Below are 24,024 nucleotides of genomic sequence, written 5' to 3'. Positions count from 1 at the left end.
TAACACGGGGGTGTTTTGGGGGGTTTTTGGGGGGGGGGGGGGGGGGGGGGGGGGGGGGGGGGGGGGGGGGGGGGGGGGCCCGGGGCCCGTTCGGGGGGGGGGTTTCACAAACCGGCCCCCCGGAGACGGCCGCCATGGACCCCGCTCGGGTCCACGGCTGCCGGCCGGGAGCCGTCCCTCCCGGCCGGAGATCAAGTGCCGTACAGCAACGGGAAGTTACTGTGCGGCGATCCGCGCCAGCCGCTGCGCCTGCTCGCGTGTCGAGCGGGCGATCGCGTCCTCGTCGGCCGTGAGCAGCCGCCCGTCCTCGACGATCTGCCGGCCGTTCACGAAGGACGCGGTGACCGGGGCCGCCGCGCCGAAGACCAGCGCGGTCACCGGGTCGGCGATGGAGGCGTGGGCGAGGGTGTCCAGCTTCCAGAGCACCAGGTCGGCGAGCTTGCCGGGCTCCAGCGAGCCGATCTCGGCGGCCCGGCCGAGCACCTGGGCGCCGCCGAACGTGCCGAGGCGCAGCGCCTGGCGGGCGTTCAGGGCGGCCTCGCGGTGGGCGCCGAGGCGGTTGATCAGCAGGGCGTTGCGCAGTTCGGTGTGCAGTTCGCCGGACTCGTTGGACGCGGTGCCGTCGACGCCGAGGCCGACCGGGACGCCGGCGGCGAGCATGTCGGGGACGCGGGCGATGCCGGCGGCGAGGCGGGCGTTGGAGGACGGGCAGTGGGCGACGCCGGTCTTCGTGCGGGCGAAGGCGGCGATGTCGGAGTCGTTCATGTGGACGCAGTGCGCCATCCACACGTCCTCGCCGAGCCAGCCGGTGGACTCGAAGTAGTCGGTCGGGCCCATGCCGAACAGCTCGTGGCAGAACTTCTCCTCCTCCACGGTCTCCGAGCCGTGGGTGTGCATGCGCACGCCGAGGCGGCGGGCGAGCTCGGCGCCCTGCTTGAGGAGTTCGGTGGAGATGGAGAACGGCGAGCAGGGGGCGACGGCGACCTGGGTCATGGCGTCGAAGGAGGAGTCGTGGTGCTGCTTCACCGTCTCCTCGGTCCCGGCGAGGGCACCCTCCAGGGTCTCGACGGCGAAGTCCGGCGGCAGCCCGCCGTCCTTCTCGCTGCGGTCCATGGAGCCGCGGGCGAGGGTGAAGCGGACGCCCATGTCGCGGGCGGCGCCGATGATGGCGCCGGACAGGTCGCCGGAGCCCTGCGGGTAGACGTAGTGGTGGTCCATGGCGGTGGTGACGCCGCCGCGGGCCATCATCGCCAGGGAGCCCTGCGCGGCGGAGCGGACCATCGGCTCGTCGATGCGCGCCCAGGTCGGGTAGAGGGCGACGAGCCAGTTGAAGAGGTTGTGGTCGGTGGCCAGGCCCCGGGTGATCCACTGGTAGAAGTGGTGGTGGGTGTTGATCAGGCCGGGGGTGACCAGGTGCCCGGTGGCGTCGATGCGGCGTACGACGTTGTCCAGGCCCTCGGGGGCCCTGCCCGCGCCGAGCGACTCGATGCGGTTGTCCGCGACGACGATGTGACCCGTGGCGTACTCGGTGTCGTTCGCGTCCACCGTCGCGATCGAACAGTTCTCGATGACGATGCGCTGGGCTGCTGCCATGATTCGTCCTTTGCGCTGTTGTGGAGAGGGCACGGCAGGACCCGGGAGATTTGAGTACCGCGGCCGGATCGGGGGCGTCACCGGCCGCGGGTGCCGATATGTGGAGTTACTACAGGTTGGTGAGGTCCACGGGGATCTTCGGCTCGCACCCGTCCCGCAGAATGGTGGCCTCGATCAGGCCGTAGGGGCGGTCGGCGGCGAAGTACACCTCGTTGTCGTTCTTCAGCCCGAACGGCTCCAGGTCGACGAGGAAGTGGTGCTTGTTCGGCAGCGAGAAGCGGACCTCGTCGATCTCGCTGCGGTTGTTGATGATCCGCGAACCCATCTGGTACAGGGTCTGCTGGAGCGAGAGCGAGTACGTCTCGGCGAAGGCCTGGAGCATGTGCTTCCTGGTCTGCTCGTAGGACTTCTCCCAGTTGGGCATCCGCTGCTCGTCGTCGGTCCAGTTGAACCGCCAGCGGCCGGAGACCTGGGTGGCCAGGATGCGGTCGTACGCCTCCTGGAGCGTCGTGTACTTGTCCTTGACGTAGCCCCAGAACTCGGAGTTGGTCGAGTTCATCACGACGAGGTCCTTGAGGCCGGAGACGACCTCCCACTTCTCACCGTCGTAGGTGATCTGCGTGACCCGCGTCTCCTGGCCCTTGCGGACGAAGGAGTGCTTGACCTCGTCGGCGCCGATGAACTGGGAGTTGGCGTCGGAGGCCGCGATCCGCTCCCAGGCGTACTCCTCGATGCGGATCCGGGCGATCTTGATCGGCTCCTGGCTGGTCACGAAGTGCCGGGCCAGATGGATGCCGAACTGCTCGGCCGACTCGATGCCGTACTCCTTGGCGAACGCGTACACCGTGTTCTTGGTGGTGTCGGTCGGCAGGACGTGGGCGTTGGAGCCGGAGTAGTGGACCTCGTCCATGTCGCCGGAGAGCGCGACGGAGACGTTCAGGTCCTTGATGTGATGGGTGGCGCCGTCCCGCGTGATCTTTACGACTCGGTTCTCGGCCTTGCCGTACTGGTTCTGTCCCAGGATCGTGGGCATGTCTGCTAGCTCCCTCGGTAAACGGAGTAGCCGAACGGGTTGAGCAGCAGCGGTACGTGGTAATGCTCCCCGGCCTTCACGGCGAAGGTGATCGCCACCTCGGGGAAGAACACGGCACCGCTGTCCCGATTCGCGGGGGCGTCCTGCTGCGCATCGGCTTGCTTCTTCTCGAAGTACGGCTCCACCGCGAAGTCGAGCCGTACGTGGGTGGTCCCCTCCGGCAGCGCCGGGAGGTCCTTGCACCGCCCGTCCGCGTCGGTCGCGGAGCCGCCGAGTGCCTGCCATTCGGCATCCCGGCCACTGCGGGCCGCGAGCTGGACGGCGACACCCTCGGCGGGGCGTCCGACGCTGGTGTCCAGGATGTGCGTGGACACGGAAGCGGTGGTGCTGGTGCTCATGGGGTCAGGCTTCCTCTTCGACGATGCGGGCGAGCCGGATACGGTTGATCTTGCCCAGCTCGGTGCGGACGATCTCCCGCTCCTGCTCCGGCGAGTTGCCGATCCGCTCCTTGACCGCGTCGCGCATCTGCTCACCGGTCCGGCCGGTCGCGCAGATCAGGAAGACATGGCCGAACTTGTCCTGGTAGGCCAGGTTGAGTTCGAGCATCTCCGCCTTGAGCTCCTCGGAGGCGCCGGCCATGCCGCGCTGCTCCCGGGCCGACGTCGGGTCGCCCGGCTTGGGGCGGCCGATCGGCGGGTGCCCGGCCATGGCCTCGGCGAGGTCCTCGGCGGTCAGCTCGGCCATGGCGGCGTCGCTGGTGGCGTAGAGGTCGCCGACGGTGGCGTAGGGGCGGGCGGCGAGCAGCCGCTGCACCCAGGCCGTGGCGGCGCACGCCTCGTGGAGAGCGGCGTGCGCCGCGTGCTCCTCCAGGGCGTTGAACCGGGCCAGGCCCGGGTGCGGGGAATTCGACGTCACGGGAGCCTCCGTGGCCGCGAAGGGCCTTCGTGCTGAACGGGCGTGCCGATAGCTAACGCCCTACGACGACGAGACGTCAACACTTTGTTGAAAATTCGCGGTGTCGAACCCGGGCCGAAACCCGGGCCCAGGCCGGACCCAACCCCCTACAGGTCCGCCTCAGGCGTTCTTCTCCCGGTTCAGATAGTTGTAGACCGTGAAGCGGCTCACCCCGAGCGCGCTCGCGACGGTCTCCACACCATGCCGCACGGAGAAGGCGCCGCGCGCCTCCAGGATCCGTACGACCTCCTGCTTGGCCTTGCGGTCCAGATCGGCCAGCGGCTTGCCCTTCCGGCGTTCCATGGCGGCCAGGATGTGGTCCAGGGAGTCCGCCAGCTGGGGCAGGCGTACGGCGACGACGTCCGTGCCCTCCCAGGAGAGCACGACATCCTCGGGGCTCGCCTCGTCGGGCGGGAGTATTTCGCCGCCCATGGCGTCGACCAGCGGCTTCACGGCCGCGATGAAGGGCTCGTCACCGGTGCCGGTCACTGCGCGCCCTCCCCGACCACGTTGACCTGGAGCGAGATCCGGGTGGCGCCGGCCTCCAGGCTCTTGCGCAGCAGGGCGTCCACGGCGGTGAGCACGACGTCGGCACCGCCCTCCGCCGTGTTGCCGAACGGGCCGACGTCCACCTCGTCGAGCTCGGCCGCCTCGATGACCTCGCGGGCGGCCAGCGCATGCGCGGGTGCCTCGTCGAGGTCGAAGGGCTCGGTAGTGAACTCCACTCTCAATCGCACGCGCTCAACCTAACGCGCGCGCGATTGTTCGGGCAGCCCCCGCACCACCTGCCCGAAGCGGCACCCCGGACCGGTCCCGGTCAGCAGATCCGCGGCAGCTGCTCCCCGAGCGGAAGATCGACCACCCGTGTGCCGCCCAGCCCGGTCCGGGCCACGACCATGCCGGGATGGGCCTCGACGGCCTCGCCGATGATCGCGGAGTCCGCGCCCAGCGGGTGGGCCCGCATCGCCTCCAGGACGGCGTCGGCGTGCTCGCGCGGGACGAAGGCCACCAGCTTGCCCTCGTTGGCGATGTACATCGGGTCCAGGCCGAGGATGGCGCAGGCGTTGGCCACGGCGGGCGGGACGGGGACGTCGCGTTCCCGGATGACGACCCCCGCGCCGGAAGCCGCCGCGATCTCGTTGAGCGAGGCCGCGAGGCCGCCCCGGGTGGGATCGCGCAGCACGTGCAGATCCGGGGTGGCCGCGAGCATGGCGTCGACCAGGCCCACGAGCGCCGCGCAGTCGCTCTCGATCTCCACGCCGAATTCCAGGCCCTCCCGCACGCTCATGATCGCCACCCCGTGGACGCCGACGGCGCCGCTGACGATCACGACGTCACCGGGGACGACCCGCTGCGGGCGCAGGTCGACGCCCGCCGGGACGACACCGATGCCGGCCGTGTTGAGGTAGATCCCGTCGCCGTGCCCGGCCTCCACGACCTTGGTGTCGCCGGTCGCCACCTCCACCCCGGCGGTGCGCGCGGCGGCGCCCAGCGCCTCGGCGACCCGGGTGACCGTCTCCAGTTCGACGCCCTCCTCCAGGATGAATCCGCAGGAGAGGTAGGCGGGCCGGGCCCCGCTCATGGCGAGGTCGTTGACCGTGCCGTTGACCGCCAGGTCGCCGATGCTGCCACCGGGGAAGAACAGCGGCCGTACGACATAGGAGTCCGTGGAGAAGGCCAGCCGGGCTCCGCCCAGGGAGAGGACGGCGGCGTCACCCATCTGCGCGAGGGCCTCGCCACCGTAGGCGGGGGCGAAGATCTGCTGGACCAGCTCGGCGGAGAGGGCACCGCCGCCGCCGTGGCCCATGACCACGCGGGGGCGGTCACGCAGCGGCGCCGGGCAGGTCCAGGAGGTCACATCGAGGTCAGACAACGGGGCTCGCCTCCCGGGCGGTGGCGGCGGGCACGTCCAGCCGCCGGTACAGGTAGTACGCCGCGCAGGCGCCCTCGCTGGAGACCATGGTGGCGCCCAGCGGTGTACGAGGGGTGCACAGGGTGCCGAAGGCGGCGCACTCGTGTGGCTTGAGCAGGCCTTGGAGGACCTCTCCGCTTCGGCACTCGGCGGGCTCCTCGGTCCGGATCCCCTCGACCGAGAAGCGGTGCTCGGCGTCGTGTTCGCGGTACTTCGGGGACAGCCGCCAGCCACTGCCGGGGATCACCCCGATGCCCCGCCAGGCACGGTCGGTGACCTCGAAGACGTCCTCCAGCATGGCCCGCGCGGCCGGGTTGCCCTCGGCGCGGACGGCACGGGCGTAGGCGTTGTCGACGGTGTGCTCGCCACGCTCCAGCTGCCCCACGGTGCGGCGTACGCCTTCGAGGATGTCCAGCGGCTCGAAGCCGGTCACCACGATCGGCACCCGGAAGCGCTCCGCCAGCTCCGGGTACTCCCCCATGCCCATCACGCTGCACACATGCCCGGCCGCGAGGAAGCCCTGCACCCGGCAGCTCGGCGAGGACATGATCGCCTCGATGGCGGGCGGGACCCGGACGTGGGACACCAGCATGCTGAAGTTGCGGACGCCGTGCCTTTGGGCCTGATGGACCGTCATGGCGTTGGGCGGTGCGGTCGTCTCGAAGCCGATGCCGAAGAACACCACCTCGCGGTCCGGGTTCTGCTGGGCGATCCGCAGGGCGTCGAGCGGTGAGTACACCACCCGTACGTCACCGCCCTCGCCGCGCACCTGGAACAGGTCACGGCCGGTGCCGGGCACCCGCAGCATGTCGCCGAAGGAGCAGAAGATCACATCGGGGCGGGAGGCGATCTCCAGCGCCTTGTCGATGACCTCCAGCGGTGTCACGCACACCGGACAGCCCGGTCCGTGGATCAACTCGACCTCGTCCGGCAGGAGTTGGTCGAGACCGTGCCGGATGATGCTGTGCGTCTGTCCGCCGCACACCTCCATCAGCGCCCACGGCCTGGTCACCGTGGCGCGGATGTCGTCGAGGAGCCGGCGGGCCAGCTCCGGGTCCTGGAACTCGTCGATGTACTTCACCGGCCGCTCACCTCTTCCAGCGGGTCGACGCCCGCCTCCGCCGCCGCCATCTCCCACGGGTCGCCGAACTCCTCCTGGAGCATGCCGAGTTCGGCGAAGAGCTCCAGCGTCTGCTTGGCCGACTCCTCGTCCAGCCGCTGCAGGGCGAACCCCACGTGGACGATGGCGTACTCGCCGACCTGGAGGTCCGGCAGATACTCCAGGCACACCTCCTTGACCACGCCGCCGAAGTCGACGGTGGCCATCCGGGTGCCGTCGCGTTCCTCGATGTCCAGCACTCTGCCGGGTACCGCCAGGCACATGGGCCTCTCCTGTGGGGTCTCGGGTTGCTCAGTCGTCGGTCGTCTTCCGGGCGGCGACCATCAGCTGGCCCAGCGCCAGGCCGCCGTCGTTGGGGGGTACCAGGTGGTGCCGCAGCACGGTGAAGCCCTCCTGGCGCAGGGCGGCCGAACAGGCCGAGGAGAGCAGCGTGTTGGCGAACACGCCGCCCGTCAGGGCCACCGTGTCCAGCCCGTGCCGCTGCCGCGCCCGGACGCACAGCCGGTGCACCAGTGCGGTGACGGCGCGGTGGAAGCGGGCCGCCACCAGGGCCGGTCCGGCGCCCGCCCGCAGGTCGGCGACGATCGCCGTGAAGAGCGGCGCCGGGTCGGCCCGCACCGGGTCGTCGCCCCGCAGCTCGAAGGGGTACGCCACCGTGTCGTCGGCGGGCGCCCGCAGCGCGGCGGCCTCCAGCTCGACGGCGGCCTGCGCCTCGTAGCCGACCAGCTGGCAGACCCCGGCGAGCGAGGACACCGCGTCGAAGAGCCGGCCCATGCTGGACGTGGGCACGCAGTTCAGGTCGCGGTCCAACTGGCGCTCCAGCAGGCGCAGTTCATCGTGCGGACAGGCGGCCGTGCAGGCGAGGTCGCCGGACCAGGTGAGGCAGGACGCACGCAGCTGGGTCAGCGCCATCCGGTACGGCCTGCGCACGGCCGTGTCGCCGCCGGGCAGCGGGACGTACGCGAGGTGCGCGAACCGTCGGAAGCCGTCGTAGTCCGCGAGCAGGAACTCCCCGCCCCACACGGCACCGTCGTCACCGTGACCGGTGCCGTCGAAGGCGACGCCGATCACCGGCCGGGTGCCGTCGAGGCCGTGCTCGGCCATCACGGCGGCGATGTGGGCGTGATGGTGCTGGACGCGTACGACGGCCCGCCCGGCCGCGTTCCGGTCGGCCCATCCGGCGGAGCGGTAACCGGGATGCCGGTCGCTCACCAGGCTCTTCGGCCGTACCCCGGTGATGGACTCCAGCTGCTCCACGGCGCCTTCGAAGGCGCGCTGCGTCTCCAGGTCGTCCATGTCGCCGATGTGCGCCGACAGCCAGGCCTGCCGTCCCTCGCCGAGACAGAAGGCGTTCTTCAGGTCGCCGCCGACGGCGAGGGCGGGGCGGACGGGCAGCGGGAGCGGGACCGGCAGCGGGGTGTGGCCGCGGGAGCGCCGGATCATCAGCGGCCGCCCGTCGCAGACGCGGACCACGGAGTCGTCGCAGGGCACCTGGATCGGCCGGTCGTGCGTCAGCCAGGCGTCGGCCAGCCGCGCGAGCCGCTCCAGGGCGTCGACGTCGTCGGTGACGATCGGCTCACCGGAGACGTTTCCACTGGTCATGACCAGCATCCGGGGGCCGTCCGGGTCACCGGGAAGCCCGAGCAGAAGGTGGTGCACGGGGGTGTACGGCAGTATCACGCCGAGGTCGGGGCTGCCGGGCGCGACGGCCTCGACGGGGTGCGGTGCGCCGTACGACGGGTCCGGGCGTCGTCGCAGGAGTACGACGGGCCGGACCGGGCCTTCGAGCAGGCCGCGCTCCTCGGGGCCCAGCCGGACGAGGTGCTCGATGTCGCCGGCGCTTCTCACCATGACGGCGAACGGCTTGTTCCCGCGGGCCTTGCGGTGCCGTAGCAGGGCGACCGCGTCCTCGTCGGTGGCGTCGCAGGCGAGGTGGTAGCCGCCGAGGCCCTTCACGGCGAGGATCGCGCCGCGGGCGAGCAGGGCGCGGGCCTCGGTGACCGGGTCAGCCCCGGCGGCGCTCTCGGACCCCGGGACGATCAGACGCAGCCGGGGCCCGCAGGCCGGGCAGGCGACCGGCTGGGCGTGGAAGCGCCGGTCGGCCGGGTCGCCGTACTCGCGGGCGCAGTCGGGGCACATCGGGAAGCCGGCCATCGTGGTGTTCGCCCGGTCGTACGGGACGCCGGTGACGATGGTGAACCGCGGCCCGCAGTGGGTGCAGTTGACGAAGGGGTGGCGGTGCCGCCGGTCGGCCGGGTCGGCCAGTTCGGCGAGGCAGTCGGCGCAGGTGGCGGTGTCCGGGGAGACCAGGGTGCGGGCCGGGCCGCCGGTGCGGGAGGCGAGGATGGTGAACGCCTCGCCCCCGGCGGCGGGCAGCTCCTGATGGTCGACGGACTCCACCTGGGCCAGCGGCGGCGCCTGGAGCGCGAGCCGGTCGCAGAACCGGGCCACGGCCGAGGCGCTGCCCTCGACCTCGGCGATGACGCCCTCGGACGTGTTGGTCACATGCCCGACCAGGGCGAGTTCGGTGGCGAGCCCGTAGACGTACGGCCGGAAGCCCACGCCCTGCACCACGCCCCGGACGACCACCCGTCGGCGGTGCGGCGGGTCCGCGGCGACGGTGGGAGAGTGCGGCGGGGCGCTCACGAGCGGGTGGGGGCCGGGGCCACGGCGTCGGCTGCGGCCGTGTGTGCGTGGGGGTGACCGGCGTGTGCCGCGCCCGTGTGCGTGTGGGTGTGACCGGCATCCGCCGTGCGGGCCATGACCGGTGTGTGCGCAGGGGCGCCCTCCGCCGCGGCGAGCGCCCGGTCGAGCAGTGTGCCGACGCCCCGCTCCCGGCGTGCCGAGGTGAGCACCACCTCCACCCCAGGGTTGACCCGCTCCACGTTCGCCCGGAACGCGTCCTCGTCGAACTCCACCGCGTCGGCGATGTCGGCCTTGGTGACCACGACCAGCTGGGCCAGGCCGAAGGCGGTGGGGTACTTGAGCGGCTTGTCCTCGCCCTCGGTGACGGAGGCGAGGACGACCCTCAGGGTCTCCCCCAGGTCGTAGGAGGCGGGGCAGACCAGATTGCCGACGTTCTCCACGAACAGCAGCCGGGTGTCGTCGGGCAGCCAGCCTTCCAGATGCCCGGCGAGCATCGCCGCCTCCAGATGGCACAGCCCGTCGGTGAGCACCTGCTTGACCGGGACACCGGAACGCGCGAGCCGTGTCGCGTCGTTCTCGGTGGCGAGGTCGGCGGTGAGCGCGGCGACGGGCACGGACCGCTGCCGGGCCAGCAGCAGTTCGCGTTCCAGCAGCGCGGTCTTGCCGCTGCCGGGGCTGGACAGCAGGTTGACGACCGTGGTGCCCCGGGCCGCGAGGTGGGCGCGCAGCAGGTGGGCGCTCGCGTCGTTCTTCGCGAGCACGGCCTGCTGCAGGTCGACGACACGGCACATGGTTCAGCACTCCTCGGAGATCGGTTCGCGGGTGGCGGCGTACGGGTCCTCCCACCGCACCTCGGCGATCTGCAGCTCCCGGCCCGAGATCAGCTCGACGGCCGCGCCCCGGCACTCGGGGCAGCTCAGCCGGGGCGGCATGCCGACGGCCCATTCGTGCGCGCAGGGCGTGCAGCGGGCCCGGCCGGGCACCGGCTCGGTGAGCAGTTCGGCGCCTTCCAGCAGGGTTCCGGCGCAGGCGAGTTCGAAGCAGAAGGCGAGCGAGTCGGGTACGACACCGGCCAGTTCGCCCACCCTGAGCCGTACCGATCGCACGGCGCCGGCGTCCGGTGTCTGTGCGGCGGCGGTCTCCACCTGGTCGATCACGGCCAGCGCGATGGACATCTCGTGCATGGGTCCTCGTCCTCCCGGGGCCGGTCTTCATTAGAGACACACGCCCCGGAAGCGACGGCCCGGCACGCCGTGACCGGGGTGCCGGGTACGCCGTTCGACGCAAGACCGCCGAGCTGTGGGGTCACATCCGGCGGATCCGCAGGTAGCGCCTGAGGTCGGGCAGCACCTGTGCGGCGACGGCGGCCGCAGCCGCCATGGCGGCACCGGCCGCCCCGGCAGCGATGATCTTCTTCATCCCGTCTCTCCTCATGTCGAAGCCTCGGCGCCCGGTGCCTGTGCGACAGCCGGCTCACCGCCCTGCAACAACTCTTCGATCAGCCGAACGGCCCGGGGAACGGCGTCGGACACCGGCGGGCTGAGCCCCATGCCCTCGTCGACCGAGGCCGGTTCGCATCCGACGATCAGAACTCGCCCCGGGGGCTGGCCGACCGTGCCGGCGCAGAGGGTGTCGAGGAGCGCCAGGACGGTGTCGGGGGTCATGCGGTGGCCGTCGATCGCGGGCGCGGCATCGCCGGTGTCACCGGCGCCGGGGCCGTCGTACTCGATGACGTACAGCGTGCCCGGGGCCTCGCCGCGTGCCGTGGCGTCGACGAGGACGAGGGTGTCGTAGCCGTCGAGCAGCTGGTAGGCGAGGTGCACCCCGCGTACGCCGATGTCCACGACCTCGATGTGCGCGGGCTGCCGCCGTTCGGCCAGCCGGCGCGCGGTCTCCACGCCGAAGCCGTCGTCGCCGAGGAAGATGTTGCCGATGCCGGCCACGAGCGTCCGGGTCATCGGGGATCCTCCGCGGGTGCCACTTCGTCCGGCTGGAAGTACAGGTAGCGGCCCTGTTCGCGGCGGATGTCGGCGCCGGGGTCGCCGTCGACGGTCACCGCGAGGTGCACCGTGCCGTCGACGTCGTGCAGGACGGCCTCGACGGTCGCGGTGCGGCCCTTGAGGAACAGGTCCTGGGCGTCGGTGTGCCGCAGGCCGGGGCGCAGTTCCACGCGGCTGCCCTTGCCGACCGACCGGCCGTCGACCGTGACGCGGTCCTGCTCGGGGTCGAAGCCGGCGTCGCTCGCCGGGTCCCACCAGGGGGTGTCGGGGCGCCGCACCCCGAACTCGTCGGGGAAACCGGCGGACTGCCCCGGGGCCTCCCCCGGCTCCCCGGTGACCTCGCGCAGGCCGCGCACCGCGCCGTGCAGGCGTTCCAGCACCTCGGCCGGCATCGAGTCCGCGAGCTCGATGACCGCGGCGGCCCGTGCGTCGGTGCCGCGGGCCTCGCGTTTCTCCTCGTCGGTGAGGGCCGCGGTGCGCAGGGCGAGGATCTCGTCGATCTCGGTGGCGTCGTAGAGGGCGCCCAGGCTCTCGGGGGCGATCGCCGGATGGTCCTCCAGGATGATCGGCGAGGACAGCACCAGGTCCGCGCGGCCGGGTTCGCCGGCGAGCACGGGCCAGGTGTGCAGATTGCGGCAGGCGGCGACAGCACCCTCGGCCCACTCGGGGGGATCGGTCATCGACAGGAAGGAGCCTGCGTCGAGGGCCATGAGGAGGTGGGTGGCGACCAGGGAGTGCGGCAGCGCCGCGTCCCGGTCGGCGGCGTGGCCGTCCGAGGGCGTCCAGTCGGTGGTGTTCTCGATGACGGCGGTGAGCCGTGACACCCGGTAGGGCCCGTCGAGTTCGCGGGCGGAGAGCCGTACGACGCCGCTGACCTCGGCGCTGCGCCGGACCAGTCGGCCGACGGTCCGCCCCGCCGCGTCCAGGACCGGCTCGGTCTCCTCGACGGGGCCCTTGCGGAAGGGGAACTCGACGCCGTCGCCGAGCAGTTGCCCGACCGGCACGACCAGCTCGACGCGCTCCTCGGCGCCTTCGTCCCAGGGCACCAGCACCCGGTCGTCCAGGCCGAGTTCGTCCACGGTCTCGAAGTCGCCGTCGGGCAGGGCGCGTTGCACGGTGCGGCGCCGGGCGTGCAGGAAGCGGACCTCGACCGAGAGGGTCGCGTCCGCTCTGGGCTCCATCAGGCACTCGGTGTGCTGGAAGTCGTGCTCCTCGCGCTCGGCGCCCCAGGCGGGCGGCACCAGCACGCCGAACTGCCAGCGCAGCCGGTTCTTGGCGGCCGAGGCGCGGTACGGGTAGAGCACATAGCCCTCGAAGAGCACGGCGTCGGCCACCTGCCGGGCGAGGGCGAGCCGCTCCTCGGTCTCGGGGGCGAACGCGGTCACGGTCACGGATCGGTCCTTCCGATTGTGGCGGTGAGTGCGCGCAGCGGGTCGTTGCCCTCGGGTGCGGGCGGGGCGGCCGTGTCGAGCAGCGCCTTCAGCGTCGCCTCCCAGGAGGGCAGGGCGTGCCGTGAGCGGTAGGCGAGCAGGGCGTCCATGGTGTCGCGCGGGAGCCGGATCCAGCCGCAGCCGGGGAAGTGCTGCTCGACCATCTCCCGCCAGGCGGCGACCGGCATCCGGTACGACGCCTCCCGGTCCCACGGCACGGGCTCGACGCGGAAACCGCCGGCGCCGGTGAAGGCCGTACCGGAGAACAGCATCAGCAGCGGGACCTCGCCGTCGGTGAGGGCGTCGAGGTAGCGGCTGGCGGCGATGTCCATGTCGTAGGTGCAGGGGACGACGAGGTCGGTCTCGGTCTCGCCGGTGAAGCTCGGCACCATCAGCTGGACCTGGGCGAACTGCACCGGCTGAAGCGTGCTGCCCCACCGGGAGCGCTCGCCGAAGAGGTCGGTCAGACCGTCGGCCTCGGCGGGGGTGTAGCCCCGGCGGGCGGGTTCGATCCGGATCTGGCAGCGCAGCGCGAGGGCGTGCACGGGGGAGTCACCGGAGGCGGTGACGCGCAGCCGGAAGACGAGGGTGGGCCCGGCGGCGTACCGGTCGGCACGGACGCCGACGCAGGCGAAGGAGAACTCGGTCACGCCCCCTCCCGCGGTTCGGCAACGCCCTGAAGGGGCGCGGGGCTGTACTTGATTTGCGGCTGCCGCAGCGTGGGCGCGACCAGCCTCGACGGCGCAGCGGACGAACGACTGCGGACGTGCGCGAAGAACGCGTCCAGCGCACCCCGCGCCTCCGCCCCGCCATCGAAGCCCTGCCACAACATCCGCATCCGCCCGACGAGTTCGTAGCAGATGTCGATCGGCACGAGATGGCACTCAAAGGCGTCACCGTCACGCCGCAGCAACAGCGCCTCCACATCGGGTTGCAGAAGCGCGGCGAGCCGACTGCCCCCGAGGACTTGCTCGAAGGCGGCCGGTTCCAGTTCGCTCTCGGTCGCGCCGGCCGGACTGGGATACAGGGCGACCAGTCGATCGAGCGCGGTGTTGCGGAAGAAGAAGGCGACACCGACCGGAATCCGCAGCGCGTCCCACGCCCGCGCGTCGAGGCGGTGGTCGGGGTCGGTGAGATAGCGGGCCGGTACCGCGCGGAAGCGACCCGCGGCGCCCGGTTTCTCCATGAGCACCGCGCAGGCGGGGCAGACGCAGACCAGGGCGCGCTTCTCGGCGTCGACCATGTGGCGGTGGCCCTCGGGCACCACGACCGCGCACAGCTCGCACCGCTCGGGCTGCGACGGACGCTCGGTGAGGAACCTCCGCAGGCCGGCCGCGGCCCCGGTCACCGGGCCCCCGTCGACGCGGGACCGATCTGCAGCAGGGTCGGCGCCTGCTCGACCTCGACGGCCGTGACCTCCGGTGCGAAGCACAGCAGCGCCGCCCGGGCGGCCTCGCCCGCGCCCGCCCCGGAGCCACAGCCGCAACCGGCGCTCGTGCCGGCGCGCAGCGTCAGGGTGCCGCTGTCCTCGTCGAAGGCCACGACGTCCAGGTCGTGATCCCGCACGCTGTCGAGGGCCCGGCGGATCCGGGTGTCGCGGTCCTCGGGGTGCAGGTCGTGCAGGACGAGCAGGCTCGCGACGAGTTCGTCGCCGAGGAGCCGTGGCAGTGGTTCGCCGGGCGCGGCCGACAGCAGGTGCAGGGTGCGGGCCAGTCCGGAGCCGTAGAAGTCCATGAGGGACCGGACGAGTTCCTCGGCCGCGGTGACGGCGGCCGGGTTGCCGAGCGCGGTCAGCCGGTCGAGCACCTCCTCGATCCGGCGGCCGGTCTCCTCCGCGGTCACCGGCCGCGCCGTCGTCGTCGCGCTCATCCGCCCAGTCCGCTCAGGCCGGTGGGCACATGCAGGCTCTTCACGGTCTTGCCGCCGCCGACGTACATGTGGACGCCGCAGGGCAGACAGGGGTCGAAGCTGCGGACGGCGCGCATGATGTCGATGCCCTTGAAGTTCTCCGGGGAGTTCTCCTCGAAGATGGGGGTGTTCTGTACGGCGTCCTCGTACGGGCCCGGGGTGCCGTAGCTGTCGCGGACGCTGGCGTTCCAGGGGGTGGGCGGGTACGGGTGGTAGTTGGCGATCTTGCCGTCGCGGATCACCATGTGGTGGGAGAGGACGCCGCGGACGGCCTCGGTGAAGCCGCAGCCGATGCTCTCGTCCGGGACCTCGAACTTCTCCCAGGTCTGGGTGCGTCCGGCGCGGACCTCCTCCAGGCCCTTCTCGGCGCAGTGCAGGGCGACGGCGGCGGCGTACGCCTGGAAGTAGGTGCGCGCGCGGTTGCGTTCGAGCGCGTTGGACCACTGCGGGATCTTCCACTCGAAGGTGGTCTCCGGCTTGGTCATGGTGCGGGGCAGGTTGATGACGACGCTGTGGCCGGTGGCCTTGACGTACCCGATGTCGACCAGTCCGGACAGGGCGGTGGACCACAGGCGGGCGATGGGGCCGCCGCCGGTGTCCAGGGCGAGGTGCTCCTTGCCGTCGAACCAGCGCGGGGACATCACCCAGCTGTACTTGTCGTCGAAGTTCCGCTTCTGCGGGGCGGGGATGGTGTGCTGGTTCCAGGGGTGGCGCGGGTCGACCGGGTTGCCGAGCGGGTCCTGGGTGACGAACTGCTCCTGGCCCTCCCAGTCCTCGTAGTAGGAGCTGCCGAGCAGGATGCGGATACCGAGGTTGATCTCGGTGAGGTCGTTGGTGACCAGCTTGCCGTCTACGACGATGCCCGGGGTGACGAACATCTTCCGTCCCCAGTCGGTCATGTTGGCGTAGGTGAAGTCGCAGTACTCGGGGTCGTTGAGCGCGCCCCAGCAGCCGAGCATGACGCGGCGGCGGCCGACCTCCTCGTAGCCGGGGAGGGCCTCGTAGAAGAAGTCGAACAGGTCGTCGTGCAGGGGCACGACCCGCTTCATGAACTCCACGTACCGCATGAGGCGGCTCATGTAGTCCGTGAAGAGCTGTACGGAGGCGACCGTGCCGACGCCGCCCGGGTAGAGCGTGGAGGGGTGCACATGGCGCCCCTCCATCAGGCAGAACATCTCCCGTGTGTAGCGGCTCACTTGGAGGGCCTCGCGGTAGAACTCGCCCTCCAGCGGGTTCAGCGAGCGCATGATGTCGGCGATGGTGCGGTAGCCGTGTTCGGCGGCGTGCGGGGCCTCGGTGCGCTCGGCGAGTTCGAGGACGCCGGGGTTGGTCTCCTTGACCATCTTCTCGCAGTAGTCGACCCCTACCAGGTTCTCCTGGAAGATGTTGTGGTCGAACATGTACTCCGCGGACTCGCCGAGGTTGATGATCCACTCACCGAGGTGCGGGGGCTTCACGCCGTACGCCATGTTCTGCGCGTACACCGAGCAGGTGGCGTGGTTGTCACCGCAGATCCCGCAGATGCGGCTGGTGATGAAGTGGGCGTCGCGGGGGTCCTTGCCGCGCATGAAGACGCTGTAGCCGCGGAAGACGGACGACGTGCTGTAGCACTCGGCGACCCGCTTCTGCTTGAAGTCGATCTTCGTGTGGATGCCCAGGCTGCCCACGATCCGGGTGATCGGATCCCAGGACATCTCCACCAGGCCGCTGCCGTCGCCGGCCGCCTTCGTCTTCGCTGCCATCGTCGTTTGCCGTGCCCTTCGTTGCGCGGGAGGTTCGGGTGGGGTGTGTCGGGGGTGCACGAAGCACAGGCGGATCAGAAGTGGCGGGGCATCACCAGGGGGGCCGGTAGCCGGTGGTGATCTTCTCTCCGGTACGGCGCCACCTGGGCTCCTTGTCCACCGTCCGGCTCGTGATGTGCCGCAGCCTGCGGATGACGGAGCCGTAGACGGAACTGCCCGAGACGGACAGCCTGGCGCCGGGCGGTTCGTCCATGAACGGCATGAACTTGTCGGGGAAGCCGGGCATGGTGCAGGCGATGCAGATGCCGCCGACGTTCGGGCAGCCGCCGATGCCGTTCATCCAGCCGCGCTTGGGCACGTTGCACTTCACGACCGGGCCCCAACAGCCCACCTTGACCAGGCACTTCGGGGAGTCGTACGACTCCGCGAACTCACCCTGCTCGTAGTAGCCGGCCCGGTCGCAGCCCTCGTGCACGGTGGCCCCGAACAGCCAGGTCGGGCGCAGCTTGTCGTCCAGCGGGATCATCGGGGCGGCGCCGGTCGCCTGGTAGAGCAGGTAGGTGAGGGTCTCGGCGAAGTTGTCGGGCTGGATCGGGCAGCCGGGGACGCAGACGATGGGGATGCCCGCCTTGGACGTCCAGTCCCAGCCGAGATAGTCCGGGACGCCCATGGCGCCGGTGGGGTTGCCGGCCATCGCGTGGATGCCGCCGTAGGTGGCGCAGGTGCCGATGGCGACGACGGCGAGGGCCTTGGGCGCGAGCCGGTCGATCCACTCGCTGGTGGTGATCGGCTGCCCGGTCTCCGGGTTGTCGCCGAAGCCGCACCAGTAGCCCTCGGGCTTGATCGCCTCGTTGGGGATGGACCCCTCGACGACCAGCACGAACGGGTCGATCTCGCCGCGCTCGCCCTTGAAGAACCACTCGATGAACGTGTCCGCGCCGCCGACCGGGCCGCACTCGAAGTCGATGAGCGGCCAGTGCACCTGGATCTTGGGCAGGCCCGGCAGGGCACCGAGGACGATCTCCTCGATGCTCGGCTGCATGGCCGCCGTCAACGCGACCGAGTCGCCGTCGCAGCTCAGCCCCGCGTTGATCCAGAGGATATGGATCGGGGGTGTCTCTTCGGCGGGCGCGCCTGTGGTGTCCGCCGCGCCGACCGTGTCCGGCGTCGCCTCAGTCATGGGACCGCCTCCTGGGGAGGTAAGGGATGAAGGCCCGCATATCGGGCCCTCGGATTCTTCGTATCAGCCGTTCGGTCGGGGTGAAACACGACCGTGGGCCGATCGGGTGACGTCTGCGGCGGAGGTGGGAGGGCCGGTTTAAGCGACCGGAGGCGCGGTGAGGTGCGGCGGCGTGAGAGGGGACGACGTGAGATGTGGCGGCGTACACCGGGGCCGTTCCTTGTGGACGAAGGCGCGGCGCAGGGCGTGGTACGGGGCGTCGGGGTCGTCGAAGGTGCGGCGCATGCGGGCCAGCTCCCGCTCACGGAAGGCGGCGAGGGGCGTCGTGGCCTCCAGCCGGTCCAGGTCGGTCTTCTTGGCGGCGATCCGGGAGGCCGTCGCCGGGAGTGACGCCAGCCGTGCCGCCAGGGCGCCGGCCTCCCCCGCGAAGTCGCCGGGGCCGCAGTCGAGCACGCGGTCGGCCAGTCCGAGGCTCAGGGCGCTCGCCGAGCTGACGGGCAGCGCCTCCCGCATGAGCCGTTCGGCCACGGCGGGGCCCACCCTGCGGGGCAGTGTGTACGTCCAGTACTCCGAGCCGTACAGCCCCATCAGCCGGTAGTGCGGGTTGAGTACGGCCCCGGAGCGGCACCACACCTCGTCGGCCGCGAGGGCGAGCATGACGCCGCCCGCCGCGGCGTTTCCGGCGACGGCCGAGATCACGAGCCGGTCCGTGGTGGTGAGGACGGCCTCGACCAGGTCGTCGATGGCGTTGATGTTCGCCCAGGACTCGGCGGCGGGGTCGGCGGCGGCCTCGATGACGCCCAGGTGGATCCCGTTGGAGAAGAAGTCCCGCTGTCCGCCCAGCACCAGCACCGAGGTGGGGCGGGTGCACGCCTCCCGGTAGGCGTCCAGGAGGCGCCGGCACTGCTCGGTACTCATGGCGCCGCCCGGGAAGGAGAACGACAGGAGGCCGACGTTCCCGTCCTCCCGGTAGCGGATGTCCGTCCAGGTGCGCTCCCGTGCGTCGGGCAGCCGGGGCGGCGCGTGCTCGGGCAGGGGCGGCAGCCGGTCCCCCAGGGCTTTCACCGCGGGGAGCTTGAAGGTGGGCGGCCGCCCGGGCAGCCGTCGGGGCCGCAGTTCGGGGATCCACACGGCGCCGTCCGTCGTGGCCCGGCAGATCGCCCCGGCCCGGGTGGCCAGGAGCTCGCCCGGGCGGCCGCGCAGGGAGCTCTCGGGGTGGCCGCCGTGCAGATACCACTCACCGCCGAGCAGCACGTCCAGCACACCGGGCTGCGAGTCCGCCGCCCGCAGCCTGCGGACGACGGTGTCCGTGGAGTCCGCGGCCCAGTCGATCCGCCGGACGCCCTGGTCGAGATACGGCCGGACGCGCACCGGCACGCCGTCCAGGCCCGCCTCGTCCTGCCTGCGGGGAACGTACGTGCCGCCCGCGAAGCGCTCCACGGCGAGGAGCACGGCCTCGACCGCGGCGTCGGCGACCTCGCCCCGGTACAGCTCGCTCTTGGCCACCGGGGGAACCGGGCACGGCACCCAGGCCCACACGTCGCCCGCGTCCATCTCCGCGTCGGCCTGCAGGACCGTGACACCCCAGCGCTCGGCGCCCTCGTGGATCGCCCAGTCCAGGGAGGACGGCCCCCGGTCGCCGAGCGGACCGGGATGGACGATGAGGCAGGGGTGCGCCGCCCACACCTCTTCGGGGATCGCCGTCTTCAGCATCGGCGCCACGATGAGCTGCGGTCGGTGCCGCCGTACGGCGTCCGCGAGGGAGCCTGCGGTCGGGCCGTCCGGCAGGGCGAGTTCCACCGCCACCCGGTGACCGCGGTCACGCAGCTCCGCATGGACACGCTGGGTGAGACTGTTGAACGCGCTGGCCACTAACAGGATCTGCACGGCTGCCTCCAGGCGGACGAACGGCAGCCGGCCCTGACCGCCCGACCGCGATCCTCGGTCAGTTCGACGTGCCGGACTCGGTGACAGACGGCGAGGTCATCCGAAAGCGACGGACGATCCGCCGACCGGCCTCACCGCGAGCCGGTCATGCGCTGCCAGAGGGAGCGGGTGGCTCCAAAACCCGTCTCGTGGGTCCAGACGTGGGTGCACGAGCGGCACTGCAGATGCAGCAGGCTGCCCGTGGTGGAGAGCAGGTAGCGCCAGTGCTCGGAGCAGGTGCGGTCCTGCTCGCAGTCGCCGCAGCCCTGCCGGTCGTCGCAGTTCGGGCAGGCCACCCAGGCGCGGCGCCCGATGTCGGCCTGTGGGTCACGGGGCAGCAAGTCCGCCCCCTCTCGGCGGGAGCACACCGGCCGCGACCAGTTCGTCGTGGACGCGCTGCTGCTCCGCGTCGAGCCCGGAGTACAGCAGCTCGTACGCCTCCTCCTCGCCGCGCAGCGCGGCGACGGGGTCCCAGTCCGGGCCCAGGGCGTCCAGGACGTGCGCCCGCCGGAGCATTTCGTGTGCGCTCAGGTCGACGGTGAACTCGACCGGAGCGGAGCCGTGGGAGGACATGCGATCGAACGTAGGTAAGCCTTCGTGGCCGCGGCAAGGGCGGGTGGGGGAAGTCACAGCAGGTCAGCGGTGGCGATGAGGCCGGCTTCACGGTCCGAGTTCGGCGTTTTTGCGGGGTCCTCCTCTTGACAAGGCACGACACACGACGGCAATCTTCCATTAAGCAGAAACGAACTTCCGCAATACGGAATCTCGACACGGAAGGGAGCGCCGACCCTCATGGGATTTGCAGAGCAGCGCTTCAACGTCAACCTGTCGATCCTCTTCACGGAACTCCCGCTCCTGGAGCGCCCCGCGGCCGCCGCCGCGGCCGGCTTCACCGCGGTCGAGCTGTGGTGGCCCTGGGTCGACTCCCCCACCCCCGAGCAGTCCGAGCTCGACGCCCTGAAGAAGGCGATCGAGGACGCGGGCGTCCAGCTCACGGGCCTGAACTTCTACGCCGGTCAGCTGCCCGGCCCCGACCGCGGCGCCCTGTCGATCCCGGGCGCGGAGTCGGAGAGGTTCCGCGCCAACATCGACGTGGCCGCCACCTTCGCGGCCTCGCTCGGCTGCAAGGCGCTCAACGCCCTGTACGGCAACCGCGTGGACGGCGTGGACCCGGCCGAGCAGGACGCGCTGGCGCTGGAGAACCTGGTGCTCGCGGCCCGGGCCGCCGACCGGATCGGCGCGATTCTCCTCGTCGAAGCGCTGAACAAGCCCGAGTCGCCGCTCTACCCGCTGGTGAGCGCGCCGGCCGCGGTCGGGATCGTCGACAAGGTCAACGAGGCGACCGGGCTGGGCAACGCGAAGTTCCTCATGGACCTGTACCACCTGTCCATGAACGGCGAGGACCTGCCCGCGGTGATCGAGGAGTACGCCTCGAAGACCGGCCACGTCCAGATCGCCGACAACCCGGGCCGCGGCGCCCCGGGCACGGGCTCGCTGCCCCTCGCGGACCTCCTCGACCAGCTGAAGAAGGCGGGTTACGACGGCTGGGTCGGCCTTGAGTACAAGCCGGGCGACCGCCCGAGCGCCGAGGCCTTCGACTGGCTGCCCCGCTGACCCCTAATTACCGAAAGGCACCACACCATGACCAACACGCTTGCAGATTCCTCCCACCCGACCCGCCCGGCGATTGCGTGGATCGGCCTCGGCATCATGGGCTCCCCCATGTCCGAGAACCTGATCAAGGCGGGTTACCAGGTCACCGGCTTCACCCTGGAGCAGGACAAGCTGGACCGTCTCACCGCGGCCGGCGGCACGGCCGCCGCCTCGATCGCCGAGGCCGTGCGGGACGCCGATGTCGTCATCACGATGGTCCCGGCGTCCCCGCAGGTCGAGGCCATCTCCTACGGCCCCGACGGCATCCTGGAGAACGCCAGGTCCGGCGCCCTGCTGATCGACATGTCCTCGATCACCCCGCAGACCTCGGTCGATCTGGCCAAGGCGGCGCAGGGCAAGGGCATCCGCGTGCTGGACGCCCCGGTGTCCGGCGGTGAGGCCGGCGCCATCGAGGCCGTACTGTCGATCATGGTCGGCGGCGAGCAGGCCGACTTCGACGAGGCGAAGCCGCTCTTCGACGCGCTCGGCAAGACCATCGTGCTGTGCGGTCCGCACGGCTCGGGTCAGACCGTGAAGGCGGCCAACCAGCTGATCGTCGCCGTGAACATCCAGGCGTGCGCCGAGGCCGTGGTCTTCCTGGAGAAGTCCGGCGTGAACCTGCAGGCCGCCCTGGACGTCCTCAACGGCGGTCTGGCGGGCTCCACCGTGCTGACGCGGAAGAAGGACAACTTCCTGAACCGCGACTTCAAGCCGGGCTTCCGGATCGACCTGCACCACAAGGACATGGGCATCGTCACGGACGCCGCCCGCAACGTCGGCGCGGCCCTGCCCGTCGGCGCCGTGGTCGCCCAGCTGGTCGCGGCCCTGCGCGCGCAGGGCGACGGCGGCCTGGACCACTCGGCCCTGCTGCGGGCCGTGGAGCGCCTGTCCGGCGCCCAGGTCTGATCCACCCCCGAGACTTCCGGGCGGCGCCTCGCTGACACCTGTCCTGTCGCGCCCAGGCGGGGCGCCGCCCGGAATCGACCGCTGCAAACAACTTCAACAAACTGTTGACGCACAGATTCCCTCACTTCTAGGCTCCACCAAGCGGAAATAGTTTTCCGCTGCCACCAGCACGGAAGTGCCACCGCACGGAAGGTCCCCGATGTCGAAGCGCGTGCTCACGACCGAGGCCGGCGCCCCGGTCGCCGACAACCAGAACTCAGCGTCCGCCGGCGTCGGCGGCCCGCTCCTCCTCCAGGACCAGCATCTGCTGGAGAAGCTGGCGCGCTTCAACCGCGAGCGCATCCCGGAGCGCGTGGTGCACGCCCGGGGCTCCGGCGCGTACGGCCACTTCGAGGTGACCGACGACGTCACCGGCTTCACCCACGCCGACTTCCTGAGCGAGGTGGGCAAGCGGACCGAGGTGTTCCTGCGCTTCTCGACGGTCGCCGACAGCCTCGGCGGCGCGGACGCGGTCCGCGACCCGCGCGGCTTCGCCCTCAAGTTCTATACGGCCGAGGGCAATTACGACCTCGTCGGGAACAACACCCCGGTGTTCTTCATCAAGGACCCGATCAAGTTCCCCGACTTCATCCACTCGCAGAAGCGCGACCCGTTCACCGGCAAGCAGGAGCCGGACAACGTCTGGGACTTCTGGGCGCACGCCCCCGAGGCCACGCACCAGGTGACCTGGCTGATGGGCGACCGCGGCATCCCGGCGTCGTACCGCCACATGAACGGCTACGGCTCGCACACCTACCAGTGGACGAACAACGACGGCGAGGCCTTCTTCGTCAAGTACCACTTCAAGACCAACCAGGGCATCCGCTGCCTGAGCGCCGAGCAGGGCGCCGAGCTCGCGGGCAAGGACCCCAACTCCCACCAGACGGACCTGCTCCAGGCCATCGAGCGGGGCGTGCACCCGTCCTGGACCCTCTACGTCCAGCTCATGCCGGCGGCCGAGGCTGCCGACTACCGCTTCAACCCGTTCGACCTCACCAAGGTCTGGCCGCACAAGGACTACCCGCTGCAGCGGGTGGGCCGCCTGGTCCTGGACCGCAACCCGGACAACGTCTTCGCCGAGGTCGAGCAGGCCGCGTTCTCCCCGAACAACTTCGTGCCGGGCATCGGTCCTTCCCCGGACAAGATGCTCCAGGGCCGCCTGTTCGCCTACGCGGACGCGCACCGCTACCGCCTGGGCGTCAACCACACCCAGCTCGCGGTGAACGCGCCGAAGGCGACGAGCGCGCAGAACTACGGCCGTGACGGCTTCATGGCGACCAACTCCCAGGGCCGCGGCGCGAAGAACTACGAGCCGAACTCCTACGACGGCCCGGTGGAGACCGGCCGCCCGCTGTCGGCCCCGCTGGCGGTGACCGGCCACACGGGCACCCACGAGGCCCCGCTCCACACCAAGGACGACCACTTCTTCCAGGCCGGCGAGCTGTACCGGCTGATGTCCGCCGAGGAGAAGTCCCGTCTGATCGCGAACATCGCCGGTGGCCTGTCCCAGGTCTCCCGCGACGACGTGATCGAGAAGAACCTGGCCCACTTCCACGCCGCCGACCCCGAGTACGGCAAGCGCGTGGAGGAGGCGGTCCGCGCCCTGCGCGAGGACTGAACCCCCCAGGCTGCGCCCTGATTCTGACGGGAGGTCGGATTCAGGACGCACCGCCCGGGCTCCATGGCCGGCCGACCCGGATGAGGGGTGGTCGCTCGGCAAGGGCACGGGCAACACGAGGACCGCGGCGGTGTGCGAGCCAGTGCGGTGGTAAAGGTCCCGGCCTCCTTCTCGACCTGAGGGAAGGAGCCCCCGGTTCCATCGCAGCCGCCGCGGTCCCAAACCCTCCCCCCAGACCCCGTCCGGCGGCGCGAATGTCCTGTCGCGCCCAGCCTCGCACCGCCGGACGGCCACAACCGAATACCTCACCGGCCGAGGAGAGGGCGGGGGGGGGGGCGGGCCGGCCGCCCGCGCAGGGCGGGGT

At 71.3% G+C, this 24,024-nt stretch carries 26 protein-coding genes; 3 read left to right on the top strand and 23 right to left on the bottom strand.

All coding sequences use genetic code 11. From position 1 onward, the window contains the following. Nucleotides 1–216: 216 nt before the first annotated feature. The 23 genes from ACFWYS_RS35730 to ACFWYS_RS35620 all read right to left on the bottom strand — a co-directional run bounded on the left by ACFWYS_RS35730 (nucleotide 217) and on the right by ACFWYS_RS35620 (nucleotide 20,017). A complete protein-coding gene (locus tag ACFWYS_RS35730; RefSeq protein WP_384778060.1) occupies nucleotides 217–1,593 on the bottom strand; it encodes an 8-oxoguanine deaminase in 1,377 nt (458 codons plus the stop codon). Between the two features lie 109 nt (nucleotides 1,594–1,702). Then, the gene (pucL, locus tag ACFWYS_RS35725) at nucleotides 1,703–2,626 is read right to left on the bottom strand and encodes a factor-independent urate hydroxylase (protein ID WP_384778057.1); all 924 of its coding nucleotides are present in this window, start codon (nucleotides 2,624–2,626) and stop codon (nucleotides 1,703–1,705) included. Nucleotides 2,627–2,631: 5 nt separating this feature from the next. Beyond that, entirely contained in the window at nucleotides 2,632–3,024 is a 393-nt protein-coding gene (gene uraH / locus ACFWYS_RS35720; protein WP_384778054.1) for a hydroxyisourate hydrolase, read from the bottom strand. Between the two features lie 4 nt (nucleotides 3,025–3,028). Beyond that, nucleotides 3,029–3,541, bottom strand: a complete 513-nt coding sequence (uraD, locus tag ACFWYS_RS35715) for a 2-oxo-4-hydroxy-4-carboxy-5-ureidoimidazoline decarboxylase (RefSeq protein WP_384778051.1) — start codon at nucleotides 3,539–3,541, stop codon at nucleotides 3,029–3,031. A gap of 159 nt (nucleotides 3,542–3,700) precedes the next feature. Then, entirely contained in the window at nucleotides 3,701–4,069 is a 369-nt protein-coding gene (locus ACFWYS_RS35710; RefSeq protein WP_384778048.1) for a helix-turn-helix domain-containing protein, read from the bottom strand. After that, nucleotides 4,066–4,317, bottom strand: a complete 252-nt coding sequence (locus ACFWYS_RS35705; protein ID WP_384778045.1) for a hypothetical protein — start codon at nucleotides 4,315–4,317, stop codon at nucleotides 4,066–4,068. The genes ACFWYS_RS35710 and ACFWYS_RS35705 overlap by 4 nt, the downstream gene beginning before the upstream one ends. A gap of 80 nt (nucleotides 4,318–4,397) precedes the next feature. After that, nucleotides 4,398–5,453 (bottom strand): hydrogenase expression/formation protein HypE, encoded by a 1,056-nt coding sequence (hypE, locus tag ACFWYS_RS35700; protein ID WP_384778043.1) that lies wholly within the window; start codon nucleotides 5,451–5,453, stop codon nucleotides 4,398–4,400. Continuing rightward, nucleotides 5,446–6,573 carry a hydrogenase formation protein HypD gene (hypD, locus tag ACFWYS_RS35695; protein WP_384778040.1) on the bottom strand — a complete coding sequence of 376 codons (1,128 nt, stop codon included), beginning with the start codon at nucleotides 6,571–6,573 and terminating at the stop codon, nucleotides 5,446–5,448. The genes hypE and hypD overlap by 8 nt, the downstream gene beginning before the upstream one ends. Continuing rightward, on the bottom strand, nucleotides 6,570–6,875 hold the full coding sequence (locus ACFWYS_RS35690; protein ID WP_384778037.1) for a HypC/HybG/HupF family hydrogenase formation chaperone: 306 nt from the start codon (nucleotides 6,873–6,875) through the stop codon (nucleotides 6,570–6,572). The genes hypD and ACFWYS_RS35690 overlap by 4 nt, the downstream gene beginning before the upstream one ends. A 28-nt stretch (nucleotides 6,876–6,903) precedes the next feature. Beyond that, complete coding sequence (gene hypF / locus ACFWYS_RS35685) at nucleotides 6,904–9,258, bottom strand: carbamoyltransferase HypF (RefSeq protein ID WP_384778034.1); 2,355 nt, start codon at nucleotides 9,256–9,258, stop codon at nucleotides 6,904–6,906. Beyond that, the gene (gene hypB, locus ACFWYS_RS35680; RefSeq protein ID WP_384778031.1) at nucleotides 9,255–10,049 is read right to left on the bottom strand and encodes a hydrogenase nickel incorporation protein HypB; all 795 of its coding nucleotides are present in this window, start codon (nucleotides 10,047–10,049) and stop codon (nucleotides 9,255–9,257) included. The genes hypF and hypB overlap by 4 nt, the downstream gene beginning before the upstream one ends. Nucleotides 10,050–10,052: 3 nt before the next feature. Further along, a complete protein-coding gene (gene hypA, locus ACFWYS_RS35675) occupies nucleotides 10,053–10,442 on the bottom strand; it encodes a hydrogenase maturation nickel metallochaperone HypA (protein ID WP_384778028.1) in 390 nt (129 codons plus the stop codon). A 121-nt stretch (nucleotides 10,443–10,563) separates the two neighbouring features. Next, nucleotides 10,564–10,677, bottom strand: a complete 114-nt coding sequence (locus tag ACFWYS_RS35670; RefSeq protein ID WP_384778025.1) for a DUF6893 family small protein — start codon at nucleotides 10,675–10,677, stop codon at nucleotides 10,564–10,566. Nucleotides 10,678–10,688: 11 nt separating this feature from the next. Next, nucleotides 10,689–11,216, bottom strand: coding sequence for a hydrogenase maturation protease (locus tag ACFWYS_RS35665; protein ID WP_384778022.1), 528 nt, complete (start codon nucleotides 11,214–11,216; stop codon nucleotides 10,689–10,691). Next, on the bottom strand, nucleotides 11,213–12,649 hold the full coding sequence (locus tag ACFWYS_RS35660) for a hypothetical protein (RefSeq protein WP_384778019.1): 1,437 nt from the start codon (nucleotides 12,647–12,649) through the stop codon (nucleotides 11,213–11,215). The genes ACFWYS_RS35665 and ACFWYS_RS35660 overlap by 4 nt, the downstream gene beginning before the upstream one ends. Beyond that, entirely contained in the window at nucleotides 12,646–13,338 is a 693-nt protein-coding gene (locus tag ACFWYS_RS35655; RefSeq protein WP_384778016.1) for a DUF6084 family protein, read from the bottom strand. Before ACFWYS_RS35655 ends, ACFWYS_RS35660 begins: the two co-directional genes overlap by 4 nt. After that, nucleotides 13,335–14,036, bottom strand: a complete 702-nt coding sequence (locus tag ACFWYS_RS35650; protein ID WP_384778013.1) for a DUF5947 family protein — start codon at nucleotides 14,034–14,036, stop codon at nucleotides 13,335–13,337. Before ACFWYS_RS35650 ends, ACFWYS_RS35655 begins: the two co-directional genes overlap by 4 nt. Next, the gene (locus tag ACFWYS_RS35645) at nucleotides 14,033–14,557 is read right to left on the bottom strand and encodes a hypothetical protein (protein WP_384778010.1); all 525 of its coding nucleotides are present in this window, start codon (nucleotides 14,555–14,557) and stop codon (nucleotides 14,033–14,035) included. The genes ACFWYS_RS35650 and ACFWYS_RS35645 overlap by 4 nt, the downstream gene beginning before the upstream one ends. Then, a complete protein-coding gene (locus ACFWYS_RS35640) occupies nucleotides 14,554–16,338 on the bottom strand; it encodes a nickel-dependent hydrogenase large subunit (protein WP_384778007.1) in 1,785 nt (594 codons plus the stop codon). Before ACFWYS_RS35640 ends, ACFWYS_RS35645 begins: the two co-directional genes overlap by 4 nt. Nucleotides 16,339–16,429: 91 nt before the next feature. Beyond that, complete coding sequence (locus ACFWYS_RS35635) at nucleotides 16,430–17,518, bottom strand: hydrogenase expression protein HypE (protein ID WP_384778004.1); 1,089 nt, start codon at nucleotides 17,516–17,518, stop codon at nucleotides 16,430–16,432. A 138-nt stretch (nucleotides 17,519–17,656) separates the two neighbouring features. Next, entirely contained in the window at nucleotides 17,657–19,405 is a 1,749-nt protein-coding gene (locus ACFWYS_RS35630; RefSeq protein WP_384778002.1) for an enoyl-CoA hydratase-related protein, read from the bottom strand. A gap of 131 nt (nucleotides 19,406–19,536) precedes the next feature. Further along, on the bottom strand, nucleotides 19,537–19,785 hold the full coding sequence (locus ACFWYS_RS35625) for a hypothetical protein (RefSeq protein ID WP_384777999.1): 249 nt from the start codon (nucleotides 19,783–19,785) through the stop codon (nucleotides 19,537–19,539). Continuing rightward, nucleotides 19,772–20,017: a DUF6400 family protein gene (locus tag ACFWYS_RS35620; RefSeq protein WP_384777996.1), complete on the bottom strand. Its 246-nt coding sequence runs from the start codon at nucleotides 20,015–20,017 to the stop codon at nucleotides 19,772–19,774. Before ACFWYS_RS35620 ends, ACFWYS_RS35625 begins: the two co-directional genes overlap by 14 nt. A 219-nt stretch (nucleotides 20,018–20,236) precedes the next feature. Between ACFWYS_RS35620 and ACFWYS_RS35615 the strand changes: the two genes are divergently transcribed. From ACFWYS_RS35615 to ACFWYS_RS35605, 3 genes are all read left to right on the top strand, one after another. Next, nucleotides 20,237–21,058 (top strand): TIM barrel protein, encoded by an 822-nt coding sequence (locus tag ACFWYS_RS35615; RefSeq protein WP_384777993.1) that lies wholly within the window; start codon nucleotides 20,237–20,239, stop codon nucleotides 21,056–21,058. 27 nt (nucleotides 21,059–21,085) lie between these two features. Further along, nucleotides 21,086–22,003, top strand: a complete 918-nt coding sequence (locus tag ACFWYS_RS35610) for a 2-hydroxy-3-oxopropionate reductase (RefSeq protein WP_384777989.1) — start codon at nucleotides 21,086–21,088, stop codon at nucleotides 22,001–22,003. 199 nt (nucleotides 22,004–22,202) lie between these two features. Beyond that, on the top strand, nucleotides 22,203–23,660 hold the full coding sequence (locus ACFWYS_RS35605) for a catalase (RefSeq protein WP_384777986.1): 1,458 nt from the start codon (nucleotides 22,203–22,205) through the stop codon (nucleotides 23,658–23,660). The last annotated feature ends 364 nt before the right edge of the window (nucleotides 23,661–24,024 follow it).

The sequence above is a fragment of the Streptomyces sp. NPDC059010 genome, from assembly GCF_042740355.1.
In the GTDB taxonomy this organism is placed as follows: domain Bacteria; phylum Actinomycetota; class Actinomycetes; order Streptomycetales; family Streptomycetaceae; genus Streptomyces.
The sequence above is the reverse complement of the archived record's forward strand: the minus strand, read 5'-3'. Positions and strand labels throughout refer to the sequence as shown.